The 13,831-nt window shown below is 64.1% G+C and carries 14 protein-coding genes; 10 read left to right on the top strand and 4 right to left on the bottom strand.

Going from position 1 to position 13,831, the window contains the following annotated elements; genetic code table 11:
• The coding region (locus BOO71_RS26210; RefSeq protein ID WP_175607336.1) for a helix-turn-helix domain-containing protein at positions 1-212 on the bottom strand (212 nt) is incomplete at its 3' end.
• An 8-nt stretch (positions 213-220) separates the two neighbouring features.
• Here BOO71_RS26210 and BOO71_RS02615 point away from each other — a divergent pair.
• The 5 genes from BOO71_RS02615 to BOO71_RS02595 all read left to right on the top strand — a co-directional run bounded on the left by BOO71_RS02615 (position 221) and on the right by BOO71_RS02595 (position 4,678).
• Positions 221-1,363, top strand: a complete 1,143-nt coding sequence (locus BOO71_RS02615) for a transposase (protein WP_254842995.1) — start codon at positions 221-223, stop codon at positions 1,361-1,363.
• Positions 1,364-1,444: 81 nt separating this feature from the next.
• Entirely contained in the window at positions 1,445-2,026 is a 582-nt protein-coding gene (locus tag BOO71_RS02610; protein WP_075830421.1) for a hypothetical protein, read from the top strand.
• 351 nt (positions 2,027-2,377) lie between these two features.
• A complete protein-coding gene (locus tag BOO71_RS02605; RefSeq protein WP_075830420.1) occupies positions 2,378-3,091 on the top strand; it encodes an SDR family oxidoreductase in 714 nt (237 codons plus the stop codon).
• On the top strand, positions 3,088-4,038 hold the full coding sequence (locus BOO71_RS02600) for an NAD(P)/FAD-dependent oxidoreductase (protein ID WP_075830419.1): 951 nt from the start codon (positions 3,088-3,090) through the stop codon (positions 4,036-4,038). The genes BOO71_RS02605 and BOO71_RS02600 overlap by 4 nt, the downstream gene beginning before the upstream one ends.
• Positions 4,039-4,045: 7 nt before the next feature.
• Positions 4,046-4,678, top strand: coding sequence for an HAD family hydrolase (locus BOO71_RS02595; protein ID WP_075830418.1), 633 nt, complete (start codon positions 4,046-4,048; stop codon positions 4,676-4,678).
• A 13-nt stretch (positions 4,679-4,691) separates the two neighbouring features.
• Here the strand turns inward: BOO71_RS02595 and BOO71_RS02590 are convergent, their stop codons facing one another.
• Both BOO71_RS02590 and glyA read right to left on the bottom strand, forming a co-directional pair.
• Positions 4,692-5,831: an HD domain-containing phosphohydrolase gene (locus BOO71_RS02590; protein WP_075830417.1), complete on the bottom strand. Its 1,140-nt coding sequence runs from the start codon at positions 5,829-5,831 to the stop codon at positions 4,692-4,694.
• Between the two features lie 142 nt (positions 5,832-5,973).
• Positions 5,974-7,209 carry a serine hydroxymethyltransferase gene (gene glyA / locus BOO71_RS02585; protein WP_075830416.1) on the bottom strand — a complete coding sequence of 412 codons (1,236 nt, stop codon included), beginning with the start codon at positions 7,207-7,209 and terminating at the stop codon, positions 5,974-5,976.
• Positions 7,210-7,657: 448 nt separating this feature from the next.
• Between glyA and pheS the strand changes: the two genes are divergently transcribed.
• From pheS to BOO71_RS02560, 5 genes are read left to right on the top strand one after another with little or no spacing between them, the layout of a single operon-like run.
• Positions 7,658-8,704 carry a phenylalanine--tRNA ligase subunit alpha gene (gene pheS / locus BOO71_RS02580; RefSeq protein WP_075830415.1) on the top strand — a complete coding sequence of 349 codons (1,047 nt, stop codon included), beginning with the start codon at positions 7,658-7,660 and terminating at the stop codon, positions 8,702-8,704.
• Positions 8,701-9,402 carry a hypothetical protein gene (locus BOO71_RS02575; protein WP_075830414.1) on the top strand — a complete coding sequence of 234 codons (702 nt, stop codon included), beginning with the start codon at positions 8,701-8,703 and terminating at the stop codon, positions 9,400-9,402. Before pheS ends, BOO71_RS02575 begins: the two co-directional genes overlap by 4 nt.
• Positions 9,399-9,911, top strand: a complete 513-nt coding sequence (locus BOO71_RS02570) for an NUDIX hydrolase (protein ID WP_075830413.1) — start codon at positions 9,399-9,401, stop codon at positions 9,909-9,911. Before BOO71_RS02575 ends, BOO71_RS02570 begins: the two co-directional genes overlap by 4 nt.
• Positions 9,908-10,315 (top strand): NUDIX hydrolase, encoded by a 408-nt coding sequence (locus BOO71_RS02565; RefSeq protein ID WP_075830412.1) that lies wholly within the window; start codon positions 9,908-9,910, stop codon positions 10,313-10,315. The genes BOO71_RS02570 and BOO71_RS02565 overlap by 4 nt, the downstream gene beginning before the upstream one ends.
• A 41-nt stretch (positions 10,316-10,356) precedes the next feature.
• Positions 10,357-12,816: a phenylalanine--tRNA ligase subunit beta gene (locus tag BOO71_RS02560; RefSeq protein ID WP_075830411.1), complete on the top strand. Its 2,460-nt coding sequence runs from the start codon at positions 10,357-10,359 to the stop codon at positions 12,814-12,816.
• A 26-nt stretch (positions 12,817-12,842) separates the two neighbouring features.
• Here BOO71_RS02560 and BOO71_RS02555 read toward each other — a convergent pair whose 3' ends face one another.
• Positions 12,843-13,823, bottom strand: coding sequence for an NUDIX domain-containing protein (locus tag BOO71_RS02555; RefSeq protein WP_075830410.1), 981 nt, complete (start codon positions 13,821-13,823; stop codon positions 12,843-12,845).
• Positions 13,824-13,831: the final 8 nt, after the last annotated feature.

Here is a 13,831-nt window from a genome sequence, read left to right as displayed (position 1 = left end):
AATTTCCCGCTTTGTATCAGGGCATCTTCAACACGCACCACGGTTCGCTGAACCGTGGCCTCATGGACACCCCAGTCCTGGCCGATGTGAAACAACGTGCGGTACTCGCGCCAGAACTCCAGCGTCATCAGGAGTTGCGCTCCCAAAGAGAGTGCAGGTGGCCGTCCAGATTTGACTTTGTTGGCATGGCGTTCTTGCAACACGGTCTCCATCTCTAGAAATGTTTCAGGGTACACACCAGTGCGACGGCGAAAACTCGTGCGATTCAGCTTCAGGGCCTGATGATATTTTAGCGTGCCAACCATCCCCTACCTTAGCGCACGACTTTCGCAAGAGGTCTAATGAAGGTACGGTCTGGCTGGCTGAAGTGGACAAGTTCGCATTGCAACAGTCCCTGCGTGACCTTGAGCGGGCCTATCAGAACTTCTTCCGAACTGCGAAGCAGTCCGGGAAGAAGTTGGTGGGGTTCCCGAAGTTTAAGAAAAAACAATCCAGCGAGACGTACCGCACCCAGTTCACGAACAACAACATCCAGATTGGCGAGGGGCGCATCAAGCTCCCCAAGCTGGGATGGATCAAGACCAGGGGCCAGCCGAACATTCAGGGCAAGATTCTGAATGTGACGGTGCGCCGCGTCCACGAAGGCCATTTTGAGGCGTCCGTTCTGTGCGAGACCGAGATCGCCTACCTGAGCGCTGCCCCAAAGTACGCGGCGGGGGTAGATGTCGGGATCAAAGATTTCGCCATCGTCACCGATGGCGCGAAGTTCAAGCACCATGCCAACCCAAAGTTCTACCGCGCTGCCATGAGACAGCTCCGCAAGGCTCAGAAAACTCTGTCCAGACGTAAAAAGGGCAGCGCTCGTTACGGGAAAGCGAAAACCAAGCTGGCCCGTGTCCACAAGCGTACCGCCAACAAGCGTCAGGACTTCCTCCACAAACTCACCACCTCCCTCGTGCGGAAGTACGAAATCATCTGCACCGAACACCTCAAACCAAGCAATATGGTCAAGAACCACCGTCTCGCGCTGAGCATCAGCGACGCAGGCTGGGGCGAGTTCATCCGGCAACTGGAGTACAAGGCGACGTGGTATGGACGGCTGGTCTCCAAGATCAGCCCCTACTTCCCCTCCAGTCAGATGTGTCATGACTGCGGATTTAAGAATCCCGCAGTGAAGAATCTTGCCGTCCGAGAATGGATTTGCCCAAACTGCGGCGAGACCCATGACCGTGATGAGAACGCCGCACTGAACATCCGGCGTGAGGGACTGGTGGCCGTCGGGATGCCGGACACCCAAAACGCTCATGGAGGCCGTGAAGTCTGCGGTCTGCGAAGTGAGAATCACGCGACTTCAGTCGTGTGAGGTTCAATTTCAGACGATTTGACATTCCCTCTCCTGCCCGCCTTCAGACTCTCATCAACCCGGCCCGCTAAGCTGGGGCGCATGAAGCCCCGCGCCCTGTTGCTGACCGCCCTGCTGACCCTGCCCGTTCTGGCTGCCGCGCAGGACACCGCCCCCGCTACCCTGCCCGAGATTCCCCCGGTGATGACCCCGCTGCCAGTTTCGCCGCCTTCAGTGCCGACACCGCCCGCCCCGGCGATGCTCACCGCGCCGTCTACCCCCGCGCCCGCCGCCGTGGCGCTGCCGGACGTGCAGGCCAACCTGTTCGTGCCGCGCACCGTGACCGGCAAGGTGGCCCTGACCTTCACCGTCCGCAGCAGCCGCGCCACGCCGATCACCTTCAGCGTGCGGCGCGACAACGAGCAGAACTGCTCTACCGCCCCGCAGGTGCGCGTGCTGGAGGTGGGAACGCGCGCCGTGGTATATCCGCTGTCCGGCGTGTCCCCCCGCCTGTGCGCCCAGGATCTGGAGACCAAGACCGCCGCCGCAAAAGGCAACGTGACCTTCACGCGCGAGCTGGAACTGGCCCCCGGCGAGTACATGGTGGAAAGCTGGCTGACGGGTTTTGCGGACGATCTGCTGGTCAAGGTGCCCGCCGCGCCCATGCGAATCACCGTCAAGTAAAGCGAGTGTTTTGCCAGCCGCTGGAGCGCTGATGCTCCGGCGGGTTTCTATGCCGGGCTTCTGAAAAGCTGACGCTGGGGCAAAAGAAACCCCTCTCCTGCGGAGCTGTGCCGGCCAGTCGGCTTCGCCGCCAACTCCCCTCAAAAGGGAGCCAAGAGTTGCAATTGATCTTGCTACGCAGAAAACCCTTGCCTCCCTTTGAGGTGCTCCCGTAGGAGGCAGAGGGGTTAACCGTGGGAGCGTGCCAGCAACCAGACTCCAGCACCCGCATCACAGATAAAGAGATCATCAACGCCACTCGGTTTCAGGAGCGATATTTCCAGATGGCCCTGGCGCGCTAGCCTCCCCGTCATGAGTTTGAGCAATCCAGAAAAAAGCAGCGCCGCAAAGCCCGTCACCCTGATCACCGGGGCGTCCGGCGGCATCGGCAGCGCCCTGGCCCGCGCGCTGGCGGGCACCCACGAACTGATCCTGGGCGGGCGCGGTGGCGCGGCCTTGAACGCCCTGTGTGCCGAAGTCGGTGGGCACCCGCTGGTCCTCGATCTGACGCGCCCGGAAACGTTTGCGGGTGTGCTGGCCGGACTGGGCCGGGTGTCCAACGTCGTCCACAACGCTGGAGTGGTGGAGCTGGGCGCGGTGGCCGAACAGGACTACGCGGTCTGGACCCATACGCTGGCGGTGAACACGGTTGCGCCTGCCGAGCTGACCCGTCTGCTGCTGCCCACGGTGCGCCAGGAGCGCGGAACCTTCGTCTTCGTCAACAGCGGCGCGGGCCTCAGCGCCAATGCGGGCTGGGGCAGCTACGCGGCCAGCAAGTTTGCCCTGAAGGCTCTGGCCGATGCCCTGCGCGGCGAGGAAGAGGCGAACGGCGTGCGCGTCACCTCGCTGTATCCAGGGCGCACCGCCACCGAGATGCAGCGCAAGGTGCGCTCCCAGGAGGGGGCCGAGTACACGCCGGAAGCTTTTATCGATCCGCAGACGCTGGCGGCCACCATCGCCTTCGTCCTGAACGCCCCGCGTGACGCCACCCTCACGGACCTGACCGTCCGGCCCGGCCCCCAGTGACGCGAGATTATGATGTGGTCATCGTCGGCGCTGGCCCCGCTGGACTGACGGCGGCCCTGACCCTGGGCGGCGCGGAACGGCGCGTGCTGCTGCTGGACGGCGGCCCCCCACGCAACGCCCGTGCCACGGCAGCCCACAACGTCTTCACCCGCGACGGCTGCGCGCCCACGGACCTCAAAACCCTGGGTTTACACGATCTGAAGCCGTATGACGTGACCGTGCTGCACACACCTGCCCGTGAGGCCAAACCTTTCGAGGATGGATTTGCCGTCCGTCACGATGGCGGCTGGGCCAGGGCGAGGCGGCTGCTGTTTGCCAGCGGCGTGCGCGACAAACTGCCGCATATTCCCGGTCTGCGCGAACGCTGGGGCCTGAGTGTCCACCACTGCCCGTACTGCGACGGCTGGCCCAACCGCGACGCGAAGCTGGGCGTGCTGGGCAGCCATCAGGAGGGCCATCATCTGGCGCTGAATGTGCGTGCCTGGGTCGAGGAAGTCAGTCTGCTCGCCGACGGCCCCGACGAACTGACTGAAGAGCAGCGCGAGGATTTGCAGCGTATCGATGTGCCCCTCTACACCCAGCCCGTCGTGCGGATCAGCGGGAAAGACGGCGTGACCGTGCATTTCCGCAATGGCAAGTGTCTGGACCTGGAAGGGCTGTTCCTCAATCCCACCCAGGTGCAGAACAGTGGCCTGCCCGCTACGCTGGGCTGTGAGCTGGACGCCAAGAGCCGCGTGACGGTCAGCGAGAATGGCATGACCAGCGTGCGTGGCATCTGGGCCGCCGGGGACATGGCCGGAGCGCCGCAGTACGTCACCAACGCCGCCGCCAGCGGAATGACGGCGGCAGTCAGCCTGAATACCACCCTGATCCACGAGGACGTGCGGGCGCGGGGTGCGGCCTTCCACAAATCGCCGCACGAGGACCCGCAGGTGGGCGTGGCTTGAGGGCCAGATGTTGAAGGCGGTGCTGTTCGATCTGGACGGCACGCTGCATGACCGCAACGCCACCATTTTCCAGTGGCTCAAGGGCCACACCCGGCGGTTTGATCTGCCCGCAGCTTACGCCGCCCGCTTTCTGAAACTGGACGATTTCGGCTACCGCCCCAAGTCCGAGGTGATGCCTCTGCTGGTGCGGGAATTTGGGCTGGCGCATCCGGCACAGGCGTTGCTGGACGATTTTTCCGATCACGCCTTCGGCCAGCCCGTCCCCGTGCCGCACACCCACGCTGTTCTGGCTGAGCTGCGACAGCGCGGCGTCCTGCTGGGCATCGTGACCAACGGCTGGGAGCTTAAGCAGCGGCAGACGCTGCACGGGCTGGACCTGACCCGGCGGGTGGACGATGTGGTGATCAGCAAAGCCGTGGGCCTCAGTAAGCCCGATCCGGCGATCTACCGGCTGGCGCTGGAGCGGCTGGGTGTAGATGCCGCCGACGCCTGGTTCGTGGGCGACTCGCCGCGCAACGACATCACGGGGCCGCAGGCGGTGGGGCTGCGGGCGGCCTTCCTTTGCACCGGACACGCGCTGGCAGGGGAGAGGCCGGACGCCGTTCTGGGCGATCTGCGGGATGTGCTGGCGCTGGCCTGAGTTTTCCCGCTGGTCAGGCGGATTCCGGCAAACCACTGGCGTCGGCCAGCACGTCCAGCAGCGCGGCCACTACCTGCGGATCGAAATGCTGGCCGCTGGCAGCCTGAATATGGGTCAGGGTTTCGGTGACCGTCCAGGCCCGCTTGTAGGGCCGCACGTTGGTCAGGGCGTCGAATACGTCGCAGACGGCAAAAATCCGGGACAGCAGGGGAATCTGCTCGCCGCAGAGCTGTTGCGGGTAGCCTGCGCCGTCCCAGCGTTCGTGGTGTCCGGCGATCACGTCCAGGGTGGCGGCGGGCAGGAAGGGCAGGTGCCGCGCCAGGGTCACGCCGTCGGTGACGTGCATTTCCATACGGGCGCGCATGGGCGGGGTCAGTGGACCACCGTGCAGCAGGATCGAGTCGGGCACCGCCACCTTGCCGATGTCGTGCAGGTACGCGCCCCAGCGCAGCGCCCGCAACGCGCTCGCCTCCAGCCCGAAATGCTGGCCCAGCCGCAAGGCCAGCGCCGTGACCCGGTCCGTGTGGCCCTGCGTCTCGGCGTCGCGGGCCTCCAGCGACAGGCCCATCGCGCGCAGGGCACCCTCGTGGGCGGCGTGTTCGCGTTCCTCAGCGTCCAGGCGGGCAGCCAGCAGGGTCAGCAGGCCGGTCACACTGTCGATCAGATGCCGCTCGGGTCCAGACCAGTCGTGGGGCTGAAAGACGTGGGCCAGCAGCGCGCCGACCAGTCGCCCGGCGCGGTCATGGATCGGCGCGGCAATCAACGCGCACACGCCCAGTTCCGGGAATCCGCTGGCGGCAGGTTCGCCGTCCGTGTCCTGAAAATACAGGATGTCTGGCGAGGCTTCCAGCGCGCCGATCAGCGGCAGATGGCGCGGCAGACCGTGCGCCAGCAGCGCGTCCATCGCCGGTCCCTCGGGCATCACGCCGCTGGCCGCGCGGGCATGGTAGGCCAGCGTCTGATCCGCGAGCTGAAAATACCCCGCCCCCACCGCCGAGGTCTGGGCCACCAGCGCGTCCAGCACCGGGGTCATGGCGCTGCCCAGGTCGGGCGCGTTCAGGCCCAGCCGTGTGAGCTGCAAGGTCAGTTCCAGCACTCCGGGTTCGTGTGGGCCTTGGAACCCTGTCGGCGCTGGGACGGAAGCGAGACTCATGACAGCAAGCCTAGTCCCGCCAAACTGACAGTGTTCTCACAGAACTTGAGAATGAGGCGAGAGTGGCACGGCATTCCGTCTCCAGGCCAGCAAAAACCCCTCCGTGAAGAGGGGAATGGGCCTGAAAAATCCTGCTGGAACTTCAGGGCAGCGGGAAGCCCCCGGCGAAGGCATGGACCTCGTCCTTCACGTTCTCGCCTTTCAGCGCCCGGTCGATCAGGTCGGCAATTTTTGGCATGTCGCTTTCCACCATGCCGCGCGTGGTCACGGCGGGCGTGCCGATGCGGATGCCGCCGCCGTGCAGGATCTTCTCGGTGTCGTAGGGCAGCGTGGACTTGCTGATGGTGATGTGGTTGGCGTCCAGCGCCTTGGTGGCCTTGGTGCCGTTCAGCCCCTGTGGGCGCAGGTCCAGCAGGAACAGGTGGTTGTCGGTGCCGCCGGACACGACGCGGTAGCCCTTGGCCTGAAACGCGGCGGCCAGCGCCTGAGCGTTCTTGATGATCTGAGCGGCATACGCCTTGAATTCCGGTTGTAACGCCTCGCCAAAAGCAATCGCCTTGGCCGCGATGATGTGTTCCAGTGGCCCACCCTGATGACCGGGGAAGACCGAGCGGTCCATCTTGGCCGCAATGTCGGGGTCACTGCTCAGCAGCAGACCGCTGCGGGGGCCGCGCAGGGTCTTGTGCGTGGTGGTGGCGACGATGTGTGCGTGCGGCAGTGGGCTGGGATGCACCCCGGCGGCCACTAGGCCGGCAATGTGCGCGATATCGGCGAACAGGATTGCACCCACTTCATCGGCGATGGTGCGGAATGCCTCAAAGTCGATGATGCGGCTGTAGGCGCTGGCCCCGGCGATGATCATCTGCGGCTTGTGTTCGTGCGCCAGGCGGCGAACCTCATCCATGTTGATCAGTTCAGTTTCGGGGCTGACTTTGTAGCTGACCACCGTGTAATTCTTGCCGCTGAAGTTGACCGGGCTGCCGTGCGTCAGGTGCCCGCCGTGCGACAGGTCCATGCCCAGCACGATGTCGCCGGGCTTGAGGAGTGCGCCGTACACCGCAATATTGGCGCTGCTGCCGCTGTGGGGCTGCACGTTGGCCCAGGTTGCTCCAAACAGTTCCTTGGCCCGCTCGATGGCCAGCAGTTCCACCTGATCCACCACTTCGCAGCCGCCGTACCAGCGCTTGCCGGGGTAGCCCTCGGCGTATTTGTTGGTCAGCACGCTACCCGCCGCCTCGCGCACGGCGGCGCTGGTGAAGTTCTCGGAGGCGATCAGTTCCAGCCCGGTGCGCTGGCGCTCGCCCTCCTGCGCGATCAGGTCAAAGATGGCCGTGTCACGCGGGGCGGACGGGATCTGGGGGCGCTCGGCAGTCGTCATGACCTCACGGTAACACTGCCGCCAGTGCGAATATGGGCGTCTGTCTTGGCAGCACAGACGGGGGGAGGGGCGGATCTGAGGAGCTGAACGTCTGAAGGCTGGGGAAGAGATTTTGGCTGGCGGTTTTGCGGGTGGCTGCTTGCGGTTTAACCCCTCAGTCTGCTTCGCAGCCAGCTCCCCTCAAGGTGAGCCAAGAGTGGTCATTCATCGTGCCACGCAGCAATCTCCTTGCCTCCCTTCTAAGGGGAGGTGGCGCGGAGGGCCGGAGGGGTTAAGCCGTGGCACCCACCGCAGCATCCCAATTCTGCTACCCTAAACCGCATGACGCCCTACGCCGGTACACTTTCGCCGTTTACCCGCGCTGGGGTTTCGCTGACTTAACAGAGTCCAGCGCGTCACCCCGCCTACTGCATGTATGGCGGGGCTTTTTTGTGTCCAAAGGAGAAGAATGACAGACGATCATCATCAGGAAGCCCAGCAAGCAGAAGCACTGGCAGCCATCGCGCAGGCGGATACGTTGGAGGGTTTGCAGGCCGTCAAAACGAAGTACGTGGGCAAGAGTGGACTGGTCACCAAGGAACTGGGCGCGCTGGGCAAGCTGCCGCCCGAGGAACGCAAGGCGCGTGGCGCGCAGATCAACGCCGTGCGGCAGGCCATTGACGGTGCATTGACTGAACGCGAGACCACCCTCAAACGCGCCGCGCTGGATGCCCGCCTCGCCTCCGAGGCCATCGACGTGACCCTCCCCGGCCTGCCGCTGCCCGCTGGCGGTCTGCATCCCATCAACCGCGTGTACGACGACTTGACCCGCATTTACGAGCGGCTGGGCTATGCGGTGATCGAGGGGCCGGAAGTGGAGGACGAACACCACAACTTCGAGGCCCTGAACGTGCCATGGTATCACCCCGCGCGTGACCTCCAGGACACCTTCTGGCTGGAGGATGGCCGCCTGCTGCGGACGCACACCAGCCCCATGCAGATTCGCTACATGGTGGACCACGAACCCGCCCTGAAGATCGTGGTGCGCGGCAAGGTCTACCGCTACGAGGCCACCGACGCCACCCACGAGGCTATGTTTCATCAACTGGAGGGCCTGGTGGTGGGCGACGGCATCAGCATGGCCGACCTGAAAGGCACGATTGCCGAGATGGCGCGTGGGTTGTACGGGCCGTCTGCGAAGGTGCGCTTTCAGCCCAGCTATTACCCCTTCACCGAACCCGGCGCGGATTTTGCGGTGTGGTGGGAGAACCCGCGCGGCGAGAGCAAATGGCTGGAGCTGGGCGGCTGCGGCATGGTTCACCCCAACGTCTTCAAGTCCGTGGACGACTTGCGCGAGGCCGAGGGCAAACCGCGTGTGTACGAGGGCAAAACGGGCTTCGCCTTCGGGCTGGGGCCAGAGCGGATCGCCATGCTCAAGTACGGCATCCCCGATATTCGCTACTTCTACGCCAACGATCCGCGCGTGCTGGGGCAGTTCCGGGGGGAATTGGGGTGAATGAAAGGGTTGAGGAGGCTTGCGAGGCTATTCTGGAGCAAAAAAACAGAGGTTCAGAGATGGACGTCTCTCAGGTCATTCAATACCTTGGCAGCCACGCGTATTCCAAAATGGAATGCATTATTGCGGTCACGAAACTCTTCGCCCTGCGTCTGCCTGAAGCGAAAGAAATTGTTCATTCTAGTCCAACTTTCGCCTATAGGAAGGAAGCCGATGAGGCCACTCAAGCCATCTTCATTGAGGGAATACAGAAAGTGGCAAAACTGCATGAGCCTCTCAGCGTTCAGTTATTGCTAGAGATTTGGGAGGGGGAGCCTGTCCCTGAATTTTCTGGGCGTGTCTCTCTCATTGGAGAGGCTAGTGAACTTAAGCCCAATGAAATCGTCAACGATCAATTTCTAGTTCTAGAGATTCCTACCGCTCTGGTCTCGGCCCCTGTATTTATTGTGATCTTGCCCGACGGAGGAATGATTTCTATTCTTCGACCAGATGGCTCGTTTGTGCATGAATTGAGCGATTTAGAGGACTTTGACTGTGCTGCGGCACGACTCAATCTGTCTGCAAGTGAGATCAGAAGAATGCAAGTTGCTGCCTATGCGAAAGCGATGGCTGGGACAGATCAAGACCTTGATTCAGCATGGGTAGAGGCTGGACTTGAATCACTCCGCAAAATGTATGACGAGGAAGAAAAGGTATGAGCGGGAGATTGTCTGAAACCTTCGCCATTCCCTGCGTCGGGGCCATCATTGCCCGCGAAGTCGGCGGCGTGCGCTGCCTGCTGATTCAGGAGCGTCGCAAGCCGGGCGCGGGTATCGAGAACGGAATGATGGAAGTGGCGGCGGGCAAGGTGCGCGAATACGAAAACGTATTTGACGCCCTGCGCCGCGAGGTGGCCGAGGAAACGGGCCTGCGCCTGACCCGAATTGAGGGCGAGGACACCGCCATCACTCGCACCGTGAACGGCTACACCGTTATGAGCTATACGCCGTTTTGCACCACCCAGAACCTGTCGGGTGGCTATTCGATCATTCTCCACAGCTTTCTCTGCGAGGCCGAGGGTGAGCCGCTGACGCGGACGGACGAAACGAGAAATCTGCGCTGGATGCCACTGGCCGAGTGCTGGAGCTATCTGCAAAATCGTCCCGAAGACTTCTATCCTCTCCACATCAACGCGCTCAGCCTGTATCTGGGCCAGGAGAATCCATGAGACCCCGCGCCGTCGGCATCCTGCTTAACGATCAATCTCAAGTCCTCCTTATGCTGCGGCAGAAGGCGGGCCGCGCCTACGCCACTCTGCCCGGCGGCGGCATTGAATCTGGCGAAACCCCTGCCGAAGCCTGCGCCCGCGAACTGCTGGAGGAAGTCAATCTGGTGGTCACGGTGGGCCAGGAAGTGCTGGTGCTGGACAATCTGGACAACCACGAACACTACTTCCGCGTAGCCCTCGTGTCCGGCGAAATGCGCCTGGGCGACGGTCCCGAAGGCATCCGCAACAGCGCCGAGAACTCGTATACGCCCCAGTGGGTGAATGTGTCGGAACTGGACACCGTGAATCTGGTGCCGGAACAGGTACGCGGGGTGGTTCGAACCCTCGCCCAAAACGCTGGCTGATACTGCTTTTCCCCTCTCCATCCCCATCAAGAGGTTCCACCATGAAACTCCCTTATTCCTGGCTCCAAGAATTGATTCCCAACCTTCCGCCCGTCACCGAGCTGGAACCCATCTTCGCCAATCTGGGCCTCCCGCTGGAAGGCATAGAGGACACGCCCACACCGCCGGGGGGCGTGCTGCTCTCCGTCATCACGCGGGCCGAGGCGATGGAAGGCACGCAACTGGCGAGGCTCACGCTGGACACCGGGCCGCACGGTGAGCGCGTGATCGCTACGGGTGCGCCGGGTGCGGCGAGTCTGCCTGCCGGAACGGTGGTGGCGCTGGTCACGCCCGGAACGGCGCTGGGCGACACCGAATACGGCGTCCGCATGTTGCAGGGCGTCGAATCCTGGGGCATGGCCGCCAGCGCCAAGGAGCTGGGCATCGGCGAGAGCAGCGCCGGAATCCTGACCTTCCCGGCTGGTACGGCGAAACCCGGCACGCCCATGCATGAACTGTGGCCCACCGACCACGTCCTGGATATCGAGGTCACGCCCAACCGCGCCGACGCCCTGAGCGCGCTGGGGGTGGCGCGCGATCTGGCCGCCTTCCTCAAGCTGGGGCTGAAGTTGCCCCCCGCTGGCCCCGCCGCGCACGGCGATGGCGAAATCCGGGTCAGCCTGCCGCCGAAAGGATTGACCATCGAACGCGATCCATCCAAAAAGCTGCGCTTCGGCTGCGATCACTTCGCGGCGCGGACGGTGGGCGGCGTGCAGAACGGCCCCTCGCCGCTGTGGATGCAACGCCGCCTGTCTCTGGCGGGAATGCGCCCGATTGACCTGATCGTGGACACCAGCAATTATGTGATGCTGGAACTGGGCCAGCCCACCGCGCTGTATGACCGCCGCGACGTGACCGGCGATGGGATTCTGGTGGCCTTCGGGCTGCGGCAGGGCGAGGAAGTCGCTGATCTGATGGGCGGCACCCATACCGTTGGCCCCGAGGACCTGCTGATTCTGGACGGACGCGAACGTGGCGTTTCCACGGTGGCCGAGGCCTTCGCCAACGCCGGACAGCCCCAGCCGGGGGCGGGGGTGCTGGGCATCGCCGGGATCATGGGCGGCGATCACGGACGGGTGCGGGCCGACACGACGGACGTGGTGATCGAGTCCGCGCACTTTGACCCGGTATTGCTGCGGCGCACCAGCACAAGATTGGGCCTCAAGACCGACGCCGTTTACCGTTACGAACGCGGCGTCGATCCACTGCTCTCGCCAAAAGCTGCGGACCGCGTGGCTGGACTGCTGGCCGAATACGGCGGCGGCCAGATCGAGCCGGGCGCGACGGTGGTGGGGGAACCGGAAATCCCCGGCGAGATCACCGCCTCTGCCGACGCCATTCGTGCGCTGCTGGGCATGCAGATCGACACGGCGGAGATGCGCGCCATCCTCGTCCGCCTGGGCTGCGAGGTGGCAGGCGAGGGCGACACGCTGCTCGTCACGCCGCCGTCCTGGCACATCGACATGATCATCTGGCAGGACGTGGCCGAGGAAGTCGCCCGCCTGCACGGGTACGCCGAACTGCCCGAAACGCTGCCCACGCTGCGAATCCATGCCAGTAACATCGGCGCATCTGCCGACAACGACAGCCGCCAGAACCTGCGCCGCACGCTGGCCGGGCTGGGCTTTCAGGAGGTGGTGACCTACACCTTCACCAGCGACGATGAAGCGCAGAAAGCGCGGGCGGAAGCTCCCGGCGTGCGTCTGCGGAATCCAATGACGGTAGACCGCACGGCGTTGCGGACGGCGCTGTACCCCAGCCTGCTGCGCGCCGCGTTGGCCCACCCCAAGGGCGAACGCGTGCTGCTGTCCGAACAGGGCCGTATTTTCCCCAAGAGTGGCGAGGCCGAGCGTCTGGGCCTGCTGATGCGCGGGCCACTCGCGCCGAACACCCATCAGGGCGGCGTGGCGGGCGGCTACAGCGCCTTCCGGGGCCTGCTGGAAACGCTGGCCGCCAGTCAGGGTGCGGCGCTGGAGATTCGTCAGTTGCGCGGCGAGGCGGTTCCCAGCGCCCTCCATCCCGGCATCGCGGGCGAGGTGGTCTGGAATGGGCAGGCCATCGGCTGGATCGGCGCGGTGCATCCCGAAATTGCCCAGGAATTCGGGCTGAAGGGCGAGACGTTCCTGCTGGAAGTCGCCCTGCCGCTGCCAGGCCGGGCCTGGGGCTTCCGCGATCCCAGCCGCGCCCCTGTCGCGTGGCGCGATCTGGCTGTCATTGCCCCGCAGGACGTGGCTTACGGCGAGGTGGCCGCGCTGCTCCGGGCGGAGGCGGGCGAGGGGCTGGAAAGCGTGGAGCCGTTCGACGTGTACACCGGGGATCAGATCGGGGAGGGCAACCGCAGTGTGGCCGTGCGGCTGGTCTTCCGGGGCGCAAAGACCCTGACCGACGCGGAAGTCGATCCTGTGATGGACCGTCTGATGGGCGCGGTGCGGGCGCAGGGCTGGAGCATTCGGGAGAAGTAGACGAGAGGGTGGATAGGGGGCCGGGGCTAGATGTCCTGGCCCCTCTTCCATACCTTCAAGTTGTCCTGAATCAACGTTCCGCTCAGTTCCTCATCTTCTGGTAGCTCATCTACCTCAAACCAGCCGACTTCCAGTACCTCGCCGTCCTGTAGGGTCAGTCGGCCTGTCACGCCCTCTGCCCGGTACAGCACCGAAACATTGTCCACCACATCTCCGTGCAGATACATGAAGCGGTATTCCGGTCCGCAGAACATGTCCAGCGGTTCCAGTGTTTCGGCAGTGAGTCCGGTTTCCTCTAACAGCTCCCTCCGCGCGCAGTCCTCAAAGCTCTCGCTGGGTTCCAGGCTGCCCCCTGGGACCGTCCACTTTCCCGTTCCGCCATGCCGCAGCAACAGCAACCTGTTCTGAGCATCTGTCACCAGCACGTTCGCGCCAGGGGCAAACAGGGGACGGGCACCCACCAGCTTCCGCAGTTCCATCAGGTAGTTTCCGACAGGCGGTGGGGGCGGTGTGGGTTCCAACGGCAGCGGTGGCAACCCCACGCGTGCCCGCAACACGCTCAGGCTCTGGCGGTTGGCGTTGTTGCTCAGCGGGGGCAGGTCATCCAGCGCGAACCAGCGCAACTCCAGCGTCTCGCCGCTGTCGTCGGGCTGGGCATCCAGCAGCGCGGAGGCCGGAAGCGTGCCCTGCGCCCGCATTCCCACGATGTAGATTTCGTGGCCGTTGGGGTAGCGGTGAAATAGTTCAGGGCCGCTCTGGAGGCCGTCGGGCAGCGGCATCAAGGCCAGATCGGGGCAGACCAGCCCGGTTTCCTCCAGCAGTTCGCGGCGTGCCCCGGTCAGAAAGTCCTCGCCGGGTTCCAGTGCGCCGCCGGGTTCGCCCCACAGACCGTCGTCGCCCCGGCGCTGAAGCAGCACGCGGCCCGTTTCGTCCTGAATCAGCACGCCGACAGCCGCCGCAATCAACGGCTGATTGCCCCAGAGTTTGCGGAGTTCGAGGATGGACACGCCGGAAA

The organism is Deinococcus marmoris (assembly GCF_001949125.1).
Taxonomy (GTDB): domain Bacteria; phylum Deinococcota; class Deinococci; order Deinococcales; family Deinococcaceae; genus Deinococcus; species Deinococcus marmoris_A.
The sequence above is the reverse complement of the archived record's forward strand: the minus strand, read 5'-3'. Positions and strand labels throughout refer to the sequence as shown.

Bases quoted from the DNA above. Each gene is read 5' to 3' on its own strand.
- pheS (WP_075830415.1), top strand. From the start codon at position 7,658: ATGACAGACGATCATCATCAGGAAGCCCAGCAAGCAGAAGCACTGGCA.
- BOO71_RS02570 (WP_075830413.1), top strand. From the start codon at position 9,399: ATGAGCGGGAGATTGTCTGAAACCTTCGCCATTCCCTGCGTCGGGGCC.
- BOO71_RS02610 (WP_075830421.1), top strand. From the start codon at position 1,445: ATGAAGCCCCGCGCCCTGTTGCTGACCGCCCTGCTGACCCTGCCCGTT.
- BOO71_RS02615 (WP_254842995.1), top strand. From the start codon at position 221: ATGTTTCAGGGTACACACCAGTGCGACGGCGAAAACTCGTGCGATTCA.
- glyA (WP_075830416.1), bottom strand. From the start codon at position 7,209: ATGACGACTGCCGAGCGCCCCCAGATCCCGTCCGCCCCGCGTGACACG.
- BOO71_RS02590 (WP_075830417.1), bottom strand. From the start codon at position 5,831: ATGAGTCTCGCTTCCGTCCCAGCGCCGACAGGGTTCCAAGGCCCACAC.
- BOO71_RS02565 (WP_075830412.1), top strand. From the start codon at position 9,908: ATGAGACCCCGCGCCGTCGGCATCCTGCTTAACGATCAATCTCAAGTC.
- BOO71_RS02605 (WP_075830420.1), top strand. From the start codon at position 2,378: ATGAGTTTGAGCAATCCAGAAAAAAGCAGCGCCGCAAAGCCCGTCACC.
- BOO71_RS02560 (WP_075830411.1), top strand. From the start codon at position 10,357: ATGAAACTCCCTTATTCCTGGCTCCAAGAATTGATTCCCAACCTTCCG.
- BOO71_RS02595 (WP_075830418.1), top strand. From the start codon at position 4,046: ATGTTGAAGGCGGTGCTGTTCGATCTGGACGGCACGCTGCATGACCGC.